Below are 13,852 nucleotides of genomic sequence, written 5' to 3'. Positions count from 1 at the left end.
TTAAATAAGTGATCTATTATAGCGCTAAAGAAATAGCACAATAACAAGGCAAAAATTGTGACATATAGTTGTTCTATATGAATAATTTTTAACGCAGTTAGTGAGTTATTTAATGCGATAGAATGATCATGTTTTTAATTAAATTGGTATTATTACACATAAAAAAAGGAGCTAATTAGCTCCTTTTTTGCGAAGGAAAGAAAGGGAACATTTCTATCAAACACGACTCTCTATTAGGTAAACTTTATTAAGTAAACATTGGGCTAACAATCCCATTTGTCCAAAGCATAGCTGTTACAGCTAAAATAATAACCAGTAATATTAATCCACACGTTACTACCGAGCTGGCGTAAATAAAGCCACGCTCTTCTGGGATATGCATAAGTATTGGTACGCCGGTGTAGAGTAAATAAACCGAGTAAGCCAGTGCAATAATTCCAACACACACTACAAACCAAAGTACAGGCCAAAAAGCGGCGAGTGCCGACATAAACACTGGAGTTGCAGTATATGCTGCAAGTTCAAGTGTTTGTGTAAATGTAGGCTTAGAGCCAAATGTAACCGCCATCCAATGGGCTAAATACGCCAATGCGAATACGCCCGCTATTAAAGCAAAATACATCGCGCCTGCAATTAGCAGTGCACTATCGTGTGTTAAAAATACCGCATCACCTGCGCCTATACTCCATCCTAAATAAACAGACGAGTAGTAGCCCATTATTGAGGGGAACAGAGCAATTAATAAAATATGTGACAAGCTGTAGGTTAAACTTTCGTGGCGGTTATCGATTGTTTGCCACTCTTCTAGGGGATGAGCATAGATTCCCCAAAGATGGTTTAGTATCATAGTATTTACTCCATAAAGGAACGTATTATTGTTTTGGTTGGTTTATTTTTATACAGTCTATGTACAGTTATGGTTCACTTATTTTGCAAAGTCAAGTTAACTCGCTATTAACACTTTTACGCAAGTTAGGGCTTTGATTTATCCCAAGCAAAATTTCGTGTTAAAATAATGGTCTATCAAATTTATTTAGTAATGAGCAGTCAACGTGCCACACAGCCAACTTTTAGAGCCGATTAATAACTTTTTATTGTGTACCACCCCAGAGCAATGGGTGGAGCAAGCAATTAAAAAAGAAAACCTATCAGTCATTTTAATAGATCACTTAATTTGTGAATTAAAAGCGGCTCAAAGTGCGATGTTTTTAATACGTAAATATGCTGTTGATAAAGAGGGAAGTGATGCCTTACTTGAATGGCTAAAGCCATTTGAAGCACTTATTTATAAGCGTGAAGGTAACTGGCGCGATCTGGCGGCTAAAAATAAACTCACTAAATCAATAATACCTAAATCTAGCTCACAATACGGGCAAGGCCTAATCGATAAAATGGTTTTATTAATAAAAGAAGAGCTGCATCACTTTTATCAAGTGCTCGAAATTATGGACGAGTACGGTGTAGAGTATCAAAGCATTACACCGTGTCGTTATGCAAAAGGTATGCTTCGTCATGTTAAAACATTCGAGCCTGATGCATTAGTCGATAAGCTAATAGTAGGCGCTTATATTGAGGCACGTTCGTGTGAGCGTTTTGCAAAGCTTGCGCCACATGTTGATAAACGTTTGGGTGATTTTTATATTTCGTTATTACGCTCAGAAGCGCGTCATTACCAAGATTATTTAACTTTAGCGCAAGAAATAGCTGATTTTGATATTACCGAACGCGTGAACTTTTTTGGTGAAAAAGAAAAAGAACTAATTTCTACAACTGACACTGACTTTAAGTTTCATAGTGGCGTACCTACAGTGTCAAACTAGTTAATTTTCTTTTAAAAAATTAATGTATTCAGTAATTTTTTCATTGCTGAAATTATGTTTTTTCATAATATCAGCAATACTTCCGTTTTCTACTATTGCATCAATCCCCCTATTAAACTTTTGTAAATATTCTTTAGCTCTATAGTTTGATTGAGAAACAACTAAATATAACTTGTGAGTAGCAAGATCGGGTAACAAGTACTCAATTTTATTCTTATCTAAATTAACTTCTGTACTGTACTCAAGCCAATACTTGCCAACCTCTTTAGTGCCTGCGACCAGATCAATACGCCCTTGTTGCAGTAAGTATAAGCTAGTAGGGAGGCTTTTAGTGGACGTGATTGCCAATTCGGTGTTTCTAGTGAATTCTTGGCTTATAAAAGCGCTACCTTCTTTACCAATACTATAAGGTACTAATGATTGAGTGGTGCCATCAAAATTAATTGTACTTTCTTTTCGTTTAAAAACTCCAGTGTGGGCACGTGCAAGTGGACGAGAATAATAAAAAACCTCATTCCGCTTTGCAGAATAAAAAGCGCCTAAAATAGCTGTTTTTCTCTTTTTTTCTAATAATTTTAAAGCGCGATCCCATGTGGTAAATTCTATTTCACTATTAATACCTTGTGTTATAAGGGCCGCGCGGGTTATCTCATAGAGCCAGCCGTTTTTAGGTAAGTCATTACTAAAGTATGGGGGAAAGTTCTCAGTAACAATTTGCCATGTTTGCTCGCATAATGCCTTTGTTGGAATAACAGTCACTAGGATGAAAATTATCAGCTTTATCATTTAGCCCCTCACTTTTATTAAACTTTACTGAACAAGAGTAGTCAGAATTCGAAATTATGCGAAAGGCGTGTTGATTAACTCTTGTGATTTAGGGGTGACCACTAAATAAGAACCTTGGGTATACCAGTCACCTAGCACTGTGCGAGTAAGTGTTTGTTCATTAATTTTATATGTATGAACATTAGGGCGGTGAGTATGACCATGAATCATATTAGTAACGTTATGTTTGGCAAAGGTTGCAAGTACAGCGTCATCGACAACGTCTAAAATTTCGATAGGTTTATCAGCTTGACTTAACTTACTTTTTTCGCGGGCGTTGCGCGCTATTTTTTTACGATACCAAAGCGGCATTGCAAGCATTAGTTTTGGCCACCACCAACCACGGCTCTTTTTTCTAAAGTTTTGATACTCAGTATCTTGAGTGCACATTTCGTCGCCATGTAAAATGACTGTTGGCGTACCATATAAATCAATGACCGTTTGTTCAGCAAGTAATGTCATACCGGCCATGTCAGCATATTGCTTGCGCATAATGAAGTCACGATTGCCATGTATAAAATAAACAGGTGTCCCACCATCATTAACGGCGCTTAAATGCTTTGCTACATCGGCACTCAGCGCTGTAATGTAGTCATCTCCAACCCAAACTTCAAAAAAATCACCTAAAATATAAAGTGCATCTACATTTTTATTTAGTATATGTGTATTTAAAAAGTCAAAAAATGCAGCGCTAATGTCGGGGCGGTTTTCGCTTAGATGTAAATCTGCAATAAAGTAAGTTTGGTGAGTCATAGATCAATCTTTTCGATATAAATAAAGCGGGCGTATACACATTGCGTAAATGCCCGCTGGTACTCCACATTACGTGGGTAAACGTACTATTAGCTAACAGTAACGCTTTCGATGATCACATCTTCAAGAGGTACGTCTTGGTGAAAACCAGTACTACCTGTTGCAACTGCTTTAATCTTATTGACTACGTCCATGCCCTCTACAACTTCAGCAAAAACACAATAACCCCAACCTTGCGATGTTTCGCTGCTGTGGTTTAAAAAGTCGTTGTTGTTCACGTTAATGAAAAACTGTGCTGTAGCTGAATGAGGATCAGGTGTACGTGCCATAGCTAAAGTGCCTACTTTATTAGACAGGCCATTATTAGCTTCATTCTGAATTGGGTCGTTTACTTCTTTTTGTTCCATACCTGGAACAAAACCACCGCCTTGAACCATAAAACCATCGATTACACGATGAAAGATAGTGCCGTTGAAAAAATCAGCATTTGCATACTCTAAAAAGTTTTTAACTGTGTTTGGAGCTTCTTGCTCAAACATTTTAATGGTGATGTCACCAAAATTAGTGTGTAGAACAACCATGTGTTTTCCTATATCCGGTTTAAATATTGGCGCTATTTTATCGTAGTTGGCTAAGATTAACAAAGTAGATGTTTGGTTTGTTATAAAGCGCTAGAGCAGGGGCTTTTCAAGTGGTAACATAACTGTTCAAGTAAATAGTCAAGGACTCAAAGTAAATGGTAAATATATACAACACACTCACGCGACAAAAAGAGCAATTTAAACCGATGGTCGAAGGAAAAATCGACATGTATGTGTGTGGTATCACCATTTATGATTACTGCCATATTGGACACGCGCGTACTTTTGTTGGTTTTGACGTTATTGTGCGCTACTTACGTCATATTGGTTACGATTTAAAATATGTTCGTAACATTACAGATATCGACGATAAAATAATTAAACGTGCGAACGAAAATGGTGAGTCAATAAACGACTTAACTGTTCGCATGACTAAAGCGATGCATGAAGATTTTGATAGCCTAAATATGCTACGCCCAGATATTGAACCAACAGTTACAAGCCATATGGATGAAATTATCGTCATGGTTAAGCGCTTGATTGAAAAAGGCCATGCCTATGTCGCAGCTGATGGCGATGTATTGTTTGATGTATCAACGTTTGAGCAATATGGCGCGCTTTCTCAGCAAGATTTAACAATGTTGCAATCAGGTTCTCGCGTTGAAGTGGCACAAGATAAAGACGATCCACTTGATTTTGTGTTATGGAAAAAAGCAAAAGCAGGTGAACCATCATGGTCATCACCGTGGGGAGAAGGGCGTCCTGGTTGGCATATTGAATGTTCGGCAATGAGCTCAAAGCATTTAGGTGAGCATTTTGATATTCACGGTGGGGGGTCTGATTTACAGTTTCCACATCATGAAAACGAAATTGCCCAGTCGTGCTGTGCAAACAACGGCAAGTATGTAAATACATGGATACATACTGGTATGGTACAAGTAAATAAAGAAAAAATGTCTAAGTCGTTAGATAATTTCTTTACAGTGCGTGAAGTTTTAAAAGCATACGATGCTGAATCTGTTCGTTACTTTTTAATTTCAGGTCATTACCGTAGCCAATTAAATTACTCGCAAGAAAATTTAGACCAAGCGCGTTCATCACTTGAACGTATTTATACAGCGCTTCGTGATGTTGAGCCAGTAGAATGCGATTTAGAAGGCAATGAGTTTGTTGCTAAATTTAGAAAAGCGATGGATGACGACTTTAATACACCAGAAGCACTACCTGTGTTGTTCGAACTTGCTAAAGAGTTAAACCGCGTAAAAGAAAGTGACGTAGTTCAAGCTGGGCAACTTGCGTTTATATTACGCAGTATTGGTAACGTTTTGGGTGTTGCTCAACAAGCACCGGAAGCCTTTTTACAAGGCGGGCAAGATGATGACGAAGTGGCGACAATTGAAGCATTAATTGTAAAACGTAATGAAGCGCGTACTAGTAAAGATTGGGCTGCTGCTGATGAAGCTCGTGATGCACTTAATGCGTTAGGTGTAATACTTGAAGATTCAGCCGGTAAAACAACGTGGCGTAAAGCGTAAGCGTTTAAAGTAATTCACGTTCAACTAAAAAAGGGTTGCCAAATGGCAACCCTTTTTTGATTTTTTAACAGCTTAGCTGTGATATTTCTCACACGCTTCAAGTGTGTTTTCAATTAAGCTTGCGACCGTCATCGGGCCAACGCCACCTGGTACAGGTGTAATAAAATGCGCTTTTTGTTCAGCCACACTGTATTGAACATCACCGACTAATTTACCCGTATCTAAACGGTTAATGCCTACATCGATGACTATAGCGCCTTCTTTTATCCAATCTCCAGGTATAAATTCAGGTTTACCGACAGCCACAACTAATAAGTCAGCGCGGCGAACATGCGTTTCTAAGTCTTGAGTAAACTTATGGCATACTGTGGTTGTACAACCGGCTAATAAAAGCTCTAACGACATTGGACGACCCACAATATTTGATGCGCCAACGACAACTGCATGCATACCTTTATAACGTACGCCCGTAGAATCAAGTAATGTAATAATACCTTTTGGCGTACATGGGCGAAGAGCAGGCATACGTTGTGCTAATCGGCCAATGTTATATGGATGAAATCCATCAACATCTTTATGTGGGGTAATACGTTCTAAAATCTTTTCAGCATCAAGACCTTTGGGCAGTGGTAACTGCACTAAAATTCCATCAACTTCGGCATCATTATTTAGCTCGTCAATTAAATCTAAAAGAGTTTGCTCTTGTGTGTCCGCAGGTAAATCAAATGATTTAGAAATAAAACCTACTTCTTCACAGGCTTTACGTTTTGAACCAACGTAAACTTGGCTTGCTGGATCAAGTCCTACAAGTACTACTGCAAGTCCTGGTGCACGTAAACCATTTGCTACACGCTCACTTACGCGTTCTGCTACAGCGCTACGTACTTGTTTTGCGATTGCCTTACCATCAATGATGTTTGCCGTCATGGGTGACCTTTAATTGGGGTTAATTAACTCGATACCGATACTCTAAAAACGAATGCATAATAAAATAGGGGTAAAAATGCTAATAAAGAAAATACAGTCTTTATTTAACTCGTTTTATAATGTGCCTACTATTTTCGCAGAAAAGCATTGCAGCGCCAAGTTGCTTTTAAGTTATATAGTACTTGAGTGGTTAAATAGTTTAAAATTCAGTCTTCTATTATAATATTTAACCATTGTGCACTAAAAATGAACACTTGATTGATTTAATAAAAAAAACGTTTGACCTAACCCCGTCAAATCACTATTATGCACCCCGTTGTCAACGAGGTCACTCGCAAACAATAGTAAGTATCGGCGATTAGCGCAGTTTGGTAGCGCACTTGGTTTGGGTCCAAGGGGTCGCAGGTTCAAATCCTGCATCGCCGACCATTTTTTTATAATTTATTATAATCGAATAGCTTATTGGTAAACTACGAAGTTTTCGATGCGCCCATAGCTCAGCTGGATAGAGCAACGCCCTTCTAAGGCGTGGGTCGAAGGTTCGAATCCTTCTGGGTGCACCATTTGAAAACATGTAAATATAGCGGTGATTGTAGCTCAGTTGGTAGAGCCCCGGATTGTGATTCCGGTTGTCGTGGGTTCGAGCCCCATCAGTCACCCCATTTACAACGAATATCGGCGATTAGCGCAGTTTGGTAGCGCACTTGGTTTGGGTCCAAGGGGTCGCAGGTTCAAATCCTGCATCGCCGACCATTTCTTAAAATGGTCTTAAGCTCTCAGTTTAAGTGTTCAGTATGAAAAAGAAGTTAATTCTTCAATGTCGGCGATTAGCGCAGTTTGGTAGCGCACTTGGTTTGGGTCCAAGGGGTCGCAGGTTCAAATCCTGCATCGCCGACCATTTCTTATCTAGTAAGATTAGTAAATAAAATCCTCTAATATTATAAATCAATACACGTTAACCTATAATTATATTAAATAATTTGTATTTCATTTCATCTAACGCTTAGTTAGTCTGTTTTTTATTCAGTTAGCTTCTATAGTCCCATATCTAGTCCAAATAATTGCGCCCTATACTCGACTATCATAAATATTAGGTTATAATGCCGCGTCTATTGTTTAACATAGTGCCCGAAGGGCAAAGCAGCAATGGTATCTCATGGTAGCGACGGATGCTTTTAAGTGTGAAAAACCGCTTAAACTTTATCAAGACTCATGCAGATCACTTTGTTTGTAAGGAAGGCGAACAATCGCCAAAATTGAATATTGAGGTAAATCATGCAAGTTTCTGTTGAGACGACCCAAGGCCTTGAGCGCCGTATAACTATCACCGTTCCTTCAGAGAACGTTGAGACCGAAGTAAAAAAACGCCTACAACAACTGTCAAAAACACAGCGTATAGATGGTTTCCGTGCTGGTAAAGTTCCAGTATCTGTAATTAACAAGCGTTTTGGCCCTGCAGTTCGTCAAGAAGTTGCTGGCGAAGTAATGCAACGTAATTTTTACGAAGCAATCGTTTCTGAAAAAATCAATCCAGCTGGCGCGCCTACATTCGCTCCTAAATCACTTGAAGCAGGTAAAGATTTAGAGTTTTCAGCAACGTTTGAAGTTTACCCTGAAGTTGAAGTTCAAGGTTTAGATAAGATTACTGTTGAGAAACCAGCGGTAACAGTAACTGACGAAGATTTAGCTAACATGCTAGAAACACTTCGTAAGCAACATGCAGCGTGGGCTGATGTTGATGCAGCTGCTGGCGAAAACGACCGTGTAACAGTTGATTTCGTAGGTACTATCGACGGTGAAGTATTTGAAGGCGGCAAGGCTGAAGACTTCCCATTAGAACTTGGTCAAGGTCGTATGATCCCAGGTTTTGAAGATAACATCGTAGGTAAAAAAGCAGGCGAAGAAGTAGTTGCTGATGTAAAGTTCCCTGATGATTACCACGCTGAAAACTTAAAAGGTAAAGCGGCTCAATTCACTATCACAGTGAAAAAAGTTGAAGCGCAAGAATTACCAGAATTAAGCGAAGAGTTTGCAACTAAATTCGGTGTTACCGAAGGCGGCGTAGACGCGCTTAAAGAAGAAGTTAAAAAGAACATGACACGTGAGCTAGACCAAGCGGTTAAAGCAAGTGTTAAAGACCAAGCAATCAAAGGTCTTTTAGCTAACAACGAAATTGAAGTGCCTAAAGCGCTTGTTGATCAAGAAGTTGATGCACTACGTCAGCAAGCGGCTCAACGTTTTGGTGGTGATGCTAAAAATATGCCTGAGCTTCCTGCTGAATTGTTCCATGAGCAAGCTGTAACACGTGTTAAAACTGGCCTTTTATTAGGTGAAGTGATCAAAGCTAACGAGATTAAAGTTGATGATTCTAAAGTTGAAGCATTAATCGCAACAGTTGCTTCTGCATACGAAGATCCAACTGAAGTAGTAGAATACTACAAAGCAAATGATCAACTTATGCAGCAAATGCGTAATGTAGCAATGGAAGAGCAAGCTGTTGAAGCTATTTTAGCTAAAGCAGTTGTAACTGACGTTGAAAAAGCATTTGATGACATCATGAATCCACAGCAAGGTGCTTAATAAGTCATTGACTTAAGCTCTCGCTAACGATTAAATGGCTCGTGCTACTCTGTTTATACAGCGTGCCCGGGCCATTTTAGTTTTTGGCCTTTAATTTGCGAAAAACGATAATTATGCTTTTCTTATAGTAAGGATAAGTATAAGCGCATAAGGAATTAAATAAGTATGAATACTGGTATTACAGATCCCCTCAATGCATTGGTCCCTATGGTTGTTGAACAAACACCTAAAGGCGAGCGCTCGTATGATATTTATTCGAGATTATTAAAAGAGCGTATTATCTTTTTAACAGGTCAAGTTGAAGACAACATGGCAAATCTGATTTTAGCGCAAATGCTATTTTTAGAATCAGAAAACCCTGATAAAGATATCTTTTTATACATCAACTCACCAGGTGGCTCAGTAACTGCAGGTATGGCTATATATGACACTATGAACTTCATCAAACCTGATGTAAGTACAATATGTGTAGGTCAGGCTGCAAGCATGGGTGCTTTTTTACTTACTGCTGGTGCTAAAGGTAAGCGTTTTTGCCTACCTAACTCACGCGTGATGATTCACCAACCATTAGGTGGTTTCCAAGGTCAAGCATCTGACTTTGAAATTCATGCGAAAGAAATTCTGTCTATTAAAGACAAACTAAATCGCTTAATGGCTGAGCATACAGGCCAACCGTTAGATGTGATTTCCAAAGATACTGATCGTGATAACTTTATGAGTGCTTCGCAGGCTGTAGATTACGGCTTGGTTGATTCAGTGTTTACAAATCGCGATAAAAAGTAAGCGCTTGGTGAGCAGGTTATCTGCTTACCACTTAGAGTTACTATGCGAAAACCAATAAATTTTGGTATAGTTAAAGCGTATTGAAATAGCCACCAACAGTTTTGGTGGCCAACGTAATAAAATGAGGTAGCTGAATGTCTGACACTCCTACAGACGGCGACAAAAGTAATAAATTGTTATACTGCTCTTTTTGCGGCAAAAGCCAGCATGAAGTACGTAAATTAATTGCAGGCCCATCAGTATACGTTTGTGATGAATGTGTAGAGTTGTGTAACGATATTATCAGGGAAGAAATTAAAGACATTGCTCCTAAGCATGACACGTCTGATAAACTACCTGTACCAAAAGAAATTCGTAAACACTTAGACGATTATGTTATTGGTCAAGATCATGCTAAAAAAGTATTGTCTGTTGCAGTTTATAACCACTATAAACGACTGCGCAATCAATCGACTAAGCAAGATATTGAATTAAGTAAAAGTAATATTTTGCTTATCGGCCCAACTGGTAGTGGTAAAACATTACTTGCAGAAACGTTAGCGCGTCTACTTGATGTGCCGTTTACTATGGCCGATGCCACTACATTAACCGAAGCGGGTTATGTAGGTGAAGATGTTGAAAACATCATTCAAAAGCTTTTACAAAAGTGCGATTACGATGTTGAAAAAGCACAACGTGGTATTGTATACATCGATGAAATTGACAAGATTTCTCGTAAATCAGATAACCCATCAATTACGCGTGACGTATCGGGTGAGGGCGTTCAACAGGCGCTACTTAAACTGATCGAAGGTACAATTGCCTCAGTTCCACCGCAAGGTGGTCGTAAACATCCACAACAAGAGTTTTTACAAGTAGATACATCTAAAATCTTGTTTATTTGTGGTGGTGCATTTTCAGGCCTAGATAAAGTAATTGAGCAACGTAGCCATAAAAATACCGGTATCGGTTTTGGCGTTAGCGTAAAAGAGTCTGCGGCGAGTCGTTCTTTAAGTGAAACATTTAAAGACGTAGAACCAGAAGATTTAGTTAAATACGGCTTAATCCCTGAATTTATAGGCCGTTTGCCAGTAGTTGCAACGTTAACTGAGCTTGATGAAGCAGCACTTGTACAAATCTTGAGTGAGCCTAAAAACGCGATTACTAAACAGTTTTCAGTGTTGTTTGGCATGGAAGACGTTGAACTTGAGTTCCGCGATGATGCCTTAGCTGCAATTGCCCACAAAGCAATGGAGCGTAAAACAGGTGCGCGTGGTCTTCGTTCAATCGTTGAAGGTGTATTGCTTGATACAATGTACGAGCTTCCTTCAATGGATGATGTAAGTAAAGTGGTTATTGATGAAACCGTTATTAAAGGTGAATCTGACCCAATCTTGATTTATGAAAATAATAAACAAGATAAAGCTGCATCAGAATAGTTTTTAAGCTATTTGAATGAAAAAAGGAGCCTTAGGCTCCTTTTTTTATAATTAATTTAATCGAGTATGGGAAAATTGTTGAACTTTAATTAGGTTATCCCCATATACTTGAGTAATCTTTAAAATAAATGAAGTGCGAAGAGAAATTATAATGACGCTTGAGAGAACCGACCGAGTCGAAATCCCAGTGCTAGCACTGCGCGATGTTGTGGTGTATCCACACATGGTGATCCCGCTTTTTGTAGGCCGTGAAAAATCAATAAAATGCCTTGAAGCGGCAATGGACAAAGATAAACAAATTTTCTTAGTTGCACAAAAAGATGCAACTGTAGATGAGCCAGAACAAGATGATATTTATCGTATTGGTACTATTGCTACTGTACTTCAGTTATTAAAGTTACCAGACGGCACCGTTAAAGTTTTAGTAGAAGGGACGCAACGTGCACAAATTGAAGACTTCGTTGATAGCGAAGACTTTTTTGTTGCTAATGCTCAATTTATTGAATCTGACTTAATTGATGAGCAAGAGCAAGATGTATTTATTCGCAGCGCAATTAGCCAATTTGAAGGCTATGTAAAGCTAAATAAAAAAATCCCACCAGAAGTACTAACGTCAGTTTCAGGTATTGATGATCCTGCGCGGCTAGCCGATACAATGGCTGCTCATATGCCATTAAAGGTACCTGAAAAGCAAAAAGTGCTAGAAATTTCAAGCGTTACAGAGCGTCTTGAATATTTAATGGCGCTTATGGAAGGCGAGATAGACTTACTGCAAGTTGAGAAAAAGATTCGTACTCGCGTTAAAAAGCAGATGGAAAAATCTCAGCGTGAGTATTATCTAAATGAGCAAATGAAAGCCATCCAAAAAGAGCTGGGTGAGCTTGATGATGTACCGGATGAATTTGAAGCACTTAAAAAGCGCATTGAAGAGTCTGGTATGCCAACAGAAGCACAAGATAAAGCGACCACAGAGCTTAATAAACTCAAAATGATGTCGCCAATGTCAGCAGAAGCGACCGTAGTGCGTTCATATATAGATACATTAATTAATGTGCCGTGGAAAAAGCGCTCTAAAGTTAAAAAAGACTTAGCAGGCGCGCAAAAAATTCTTGATAGTGATCACCATGGCCTTGATAAAGTTAAAGAACGTATTCTGGAGTACCTTGCGGTGCAACAGCGTACTAATAAACTAAAAGGTCCAATCTTATGTTTAGTTGGCCCTCCGGGTGTGGGTAAAACATCACTTGGGCAATCTATCGCACGCTCTACAGGTCGTAAATATATCCGTATGGCGCTAGGCGGTGTGCGTGATGAAGCTGAAATTCGTGGCCATCGCCGTACTTATATTGGTTCAATGCCAGGTAAGTTAATTCAAAACATGACTAAAGTGGGTGTTAAAAATCCATTATTCTTGCTAGATGAAATCGATAAAATGTCATCAGACATGCGTGGCGACCCAGCATCAGCGCTATTAGAAGTGCTTGATCCTGAACAAAACAGCCATTTTGCCGATCATTACCTTGAAGTAGATTACGATTTATCTGACGTTATGTTTGTAGCGACATCAAACAGCTTTAACATTCCTGGTCCATTACTGGATCGTATGGAAGTTATCCGTTTATCGGGTTACACCGAAGATGAAAAACTAAACATCGCAAAAGAGCACTTAATTACTAAACAAGTGAAACGTAATGGCCTGAAAGAGCATGAGATTGAGATTGCTGATAGTGCAATTATTGGCATTATTCGCTACTACACACGTGAAGCGGGTGTACGTAATCTTGAGCGTGAAATTTCAAAACTATGTCGTAAAGCGGTTAAAAATATCTTAATTGAAAAAGACACTAAAACCGTGACTATCAATCAAGATAACCTAGAAGACTTTTTAGGTGTACAGCGTTTCGATTACGGTAAAGCGGAAGATGGCGACCGTATTGGCCAAGTAACTGGTCTTGCATGGACTGAAGTAGGCGGTGACTTACTTACTATTGAATGCGCAGCGGTACCAGGTAAAGGTAAGCTTACTTATACAGGTTCACTGGGCGATGTAATGCAAGAGTCGATTCAAGCGGCCATGACGGTCGTGCGTAATCGTGCAGATACATTTCGTATTAATAGCGACTTTTATGAAAAACGTGATATTCACGTGCATGTGCCTGAAGGTGCAACACCTAAAGATGGTCCGAGCGCAGGTGCTGCTATGGTGACTGGTTTAGTGTCTAGTTTAACGGGTAACCCTGTACGTGCGGATGTTGCAATGACCGGCGAAATTACACTACGCGGTGAAGTATTACCAATTGGTGGTTTAAAAGAAAAATTACTCGCGGCGCATCGTGGTGGGATTAAAACAGTCATCATTCCAAAAATTAATGAACGTGATTTAAAAGAGATCCCAGACAATGTGCTGGCGGGCTTAGATATTCACCCAGTTACATGGATTGACGAAGTTTTAAAACTGGCTTTAGTGCATCCGGTTGAGAGTTTTTCAGTCGAAACACCAAAAAAACAGTAAAAAACCGAAAAAAGTGCTTTTTAGGGCTTTTCAAATCTAAACGATATGATAAGTTAAGCACTGGTTTTCAAGCCTAGCCCTTACGGGGCCTAGGCTTAAGAAAAATATAATCATGTGA

11 protein-coding genes and 5 tRNA genes are annotated in these 13,852 nt (G+C 39.1%); 11 read left to right on the top strand and 5 right to left on the bottom strand.

What is annotated here, in order from left to right; translation table 11 throughout:
• Positions 1 to 247: 247 nt before the first annotated feature.
• Positions 248 to 847: a Yip1 family protein gene (locus tag LOS73_RS16250; RefSeq protein ID WP_007376851.1), complete on the bottom strand. Its 600-nt coding sequence runs from the start codon at positions 845 to 847 to the stop codon at positions 248 to 250.
• A 205-nt stretch (positions 848 to 1,052) separates the two neighbouring features.
• Between LOS73_RS16250 and miaE the strand changes: the two genes are divergently transcribed.
• Positions 1,053 to 1,820, top strand: coding sequence for a tRNA isopentenyl-2-thiomethyl-A-37 hydroxylase MiaE (miaE, locus tag LOS73_RS16245; protein ID WP_007376850.1), 768 nt, complete (start codon positions 1,053 to 1,055; stop codon positions 1,818 to 1,820).
• Here miaE and LOS73_RS16240 read toward each other — a convergent pair whose 3' ends face one another.
• From LOS73_RS16240 to LOS73_RS16230, 3 genes are all read right to left on the bottom strand, one after another.
• On the bottom strand, positions 1,821 to 2,606 hold the full coding sequence (locus LOS73_RS16240) for a substrate-binding periplasmic protein (protein ID WP_457933988.1): 786 nt from the start codon (positions 2,604 to 2,606) through the stop codon (positions 1,821 to 1,823).
• Positions 2,607 to 2,660: 54 nt separating this feature from the next.
• A complete protein-coding gene (locus LOS73_RS16235) occupies positions 2,661 to 3,398 on the bottom strand; it encodes a UDP-2,3-diacylglucosamine diphosphatase (protein ID WP_007376848.1) in 738 nt (245 codons plus the stop codon).
• An 89-nt stretch (positions 3,399 to 3,487) separates the two neighbouring features.
• The gene (locus tag LOS73_RS16230; RefSeq protein WP_096792694.1) at positions 3,488 to 3,979 is read right to left on the bottom strand and encodes a peptidylprolyl isomerase; all 492 of its coding nucleotides are present in this window, start codon (positions 3,977 to 3,979) and stop codon (positions 3,488 to 3,490) included.
• Between the two features lie 155 nt (positions 3,980 to 4,134).
• Between LOS73_RS16230 and cysS the strand changes: the two genes are divergently transcribed.
• Positions 4,135 to 5,514, top strand: a complete 1,380-nt coding sequence (gene cysS / locus LOS73_RS16225; protein ID WP_096792695.1) for a cysteine--tRNA ligase — start codon at positions 4,135 to 4,137, stop codon at positions 5,512 to 5,514.
• 72 nt (positions 5,515 to 5,586) lie between these two features.
• Here cysS and folD read toward each other — a convergent pair whose 3' ends face one another.
• Positions 5,587 to 6,441 carry a bifunctional methylenetetrahydrofolate dehydrogenase/methenyltetrahydrofolate cyclohydrolase FolD gene (gene folD / locus LOS73_RS16220; RefSeq protein WP_002958348.1) on the bottom strand — a complete coding sequence of 285 codons (855 nt, stop codon included), beginning with the start codon at positions 6,439 to 6,441 and terminating at the stop codon, positions 5,587 to 5,589.
• 352 nt (positions 6,442 to 6,793) lie between these two features.
• Here folD and LOS73_RS16215 point away from each other — a divergent pair.
• The 9 genes from LOS73_RS16215 (at position 6,794) to lon (ending at position 13,734) form a co-directional block, all read left to right on the top strand.
• Positions 6,794 to 6,870 (top strand) — tRNA-Pro (locus LOS73_RS16215).
• Positions 6,871 to 6,927: 57 nt separating this feature from the next.
• Positions 6,928 to 7,004, top strand: a tRNA-Arg gene (locus LOS73_RS16210).
• A gap of 23 nt (positions 7,005 to 7,027) precedes the next feature.
• Positions 7,028 to 7,103 (top strand) — tRNA-His (locus LOS73_RS16205).
• Between the two features lie 14 nt (positions 7,104 to 7,117).
• A tRNA-Pro gene (locus tag LOS73_RS16200) sits at positions 7,118 to 7,194 on the top strand.
• A 68-nt stretch (positions 7,195 to 7,262) separates the two neighbouring features.
• A tRNA-Pro gene (locus tag LOS73_RS16195) sits at positions 7,263 to 7,339 on the top strand.
• A gap of 377 nt (positions 7,340 to 7,716) precedes the next feature.
• Complete coding sequence (gene tig, locus LOS73_RS16190) at positions 7,717 to 9,021, top strand: trigger factor (RefSeq protein ID WP_457933987.1); 1,305 nt, start codon at positions 7,717 to 7,719, stop codon at positions 9,019 to 9,021.
• Positions 9,022 to 9,186: 165 nt separating this feature from the next.
• Positions 9,187 to 9,804, top strand: a complete 618-nt coding sequence (gene clpP, locus LOS73_RS16185; RefSeq protein WP_007376844.1) for an ATP-dependent Clp endopeptidase proteolytic subunit ClpP — start codon at positions 9,187 to 9,189, stop codon at positions 9,802 to 9,804.
• A 134-nt stretch (positions 9,805 to 9,938) separates the two neighbouring features.
• Positions 9,939 to 11,222 (top strand): ATP-dependent protease ATP-binding subunit ClpX, encoded by a 1,284-nt coding sequence (clpX, locus tag LOS73_RS16180; RefSeq protein ID WP_007376843.1) that lies wholly within the window; start codon positions 9,939 to 9,941, stop codon positions 11,220 to 11,222.
• Between the two features lie 151 nt (positions 11,223 to 11,373).
• Positions 11,374 to 13,734, top strand: a complete 2,361-nt coding sequence (gene lon, locus LOS73_RS16175) for an endopeptidase La (protein ID WP_008134748.1) — start codon at positions 11,374 to 11,376, stop codon at positions 13,732 to 13,734.
• Positions 13,735 to 13,852 lie beyond the last annotated feature (118 nt).

Source organism: Pseudoalteromonas sp. SCSIO 43210 (assembly GCF_054133285.1).
Note: the sequence above shows the minus strand (reverse complement) of the source record. Positions and strands in the feature narration are given on the sequence as shown.

Coding starts and splice junctions, on each gene's coding strand:
- LOS73_RS16250 (WP_007376851.1), bottom strand. CDS start 847: ATGATACTAAACCATCTTTGGGGAATCTATGCTCATCCCCTAGAAGAG.
- LOS73_RS16240 (WP_457933988.1), bottom strand. CDS start 2,606: ATGATAAAGCTGATAATTTTCATCCTAGTGACTGTTATTCCAACAAAG.
- LOS73_RS16235 (WP_007376848.1), bottom strand. CDS start 3,398: ATGACTCACCAAACTTACTTTATTGCAGATTTACATCTAAGCGAAAAC.
- LOS73_RS16230 (WP_096792694.1), bottom strand. CDS start 3,979: ATGGTTGTTCTACACACTAATTTTGGTGACATCACCATTAAAATGTTT.
- cysS (WP_096792695.1), top strand. CDS start 4,135: ATGGTAAATATATACAACACACTCACGCGACAAAAAGAGCAATTTAAA.
- folD (WP_002958348.1), bottom strand. CDS start 6,441: ATGACGGCAAACATCATTGATGGTAAGGCAATCGCAAAACAAGTACGT.
- tig (WP_457933987.1), top strand. CDS start 7,717: ATGCAAGTTTCTGTTGAGACGACCCAAGGCCTTGAGCGCCGTATAACT.
- clpP (WP_007376844.1), top strand. CDS start 9,187: ATGAATACTGGTATTACAGATCCCCTCAATGCATTGGTCCCTATGGTT.
- clpX (WP_007376843.1), top strand. CDS start 9,939: ATGTCTGACACTCCTACAGACGGCGACAAAAGTAATAAATTGTTATAC.
- lon (WP_008134748.1), top strand. CDS start 11,374: ATGACGCTTGAGAGAACCGACCGAGTCGAAATCCCAGTGCTAGCACTG.